Origin of the sequence: Streptococcus cristatus (assembly GCF_003943505.1) — a bacterium.
Classification (GTDB): domain Bacteria; phylum Bacillota; class Bacilli; order Lactobacillales; family Streptococcaceae; genus Streptococcus; species Streptococcus cristatus_E.
Genome location: NZ_RJPS01000099.1, coordinates 1 through 605 on the forward strand (window position 1 = coordinate 1; position 605 = coordinate 605).

1 protein-coding gene is annotated in these 605 nt (G+C 42.8%); it reads left to right on the forward strand.

Features of this window, described 5'->3' with window-relative positions; all coding sequences use genetic code 11:
- Positions 1-4: 4 nt before the first annotated feature.
- Positions 5-605: DUF859 family phage minor structural protein (locus tag D8792_RS11210; protein WP_221763081.1), on the forward strand; the 601-nt coding region annotated here is incomplete at its 3' end.

Consider the following 605-nt stretch of genomic DNA (forward strand, 5'->3'; position numbering starts at 1 on the left):
GACTATGGCAGATTATGGCAGTAATAATGACCGAGGGTACAATCTTCTACTTAGGGTAGAAGAAACAGGAACTAGCACCGCCAATAATACCTCAACTGTACGTGTTCAATTGTGGCTACGAAATGGCCAAACAACCTTTGGGATGTATAACTGTAGTGCCAGTGTTTCCATAGATGGTCAAACTCTTTCTTGGAGTGGTAGACCAGATATGTACAGCATGAACTCTTCTCTTCATCTCATTGATAAAACCATCACCATCGCTCACAATTCCAATGGTCAAAAGACCATTGGTTTTTCTGCGACCTTTTCAGGAAGTGGTGGATGGTCACCAGGAACTCTTAATACCGGTTATCAATCGTTACGATTACGAGATATTCCACGGTCCTCAACAGCTAGTGTTTCTGGGAATATGATGGGTTCTCCAATTACCATTTCTATTACGAGAGCAAGTGGGGATTTTACACACAAGGTTACTTGGCAATTTGGTAGTTTGAGTGGAGTGGTCGCAACTGGTGCAACCACTTCTTGTAGTTGGACACCAGAAGTTGCAAAATTAGCTCCTCAAATCCCCAATGCGACCTCTGGTATTGGCACAATTTTAGTAC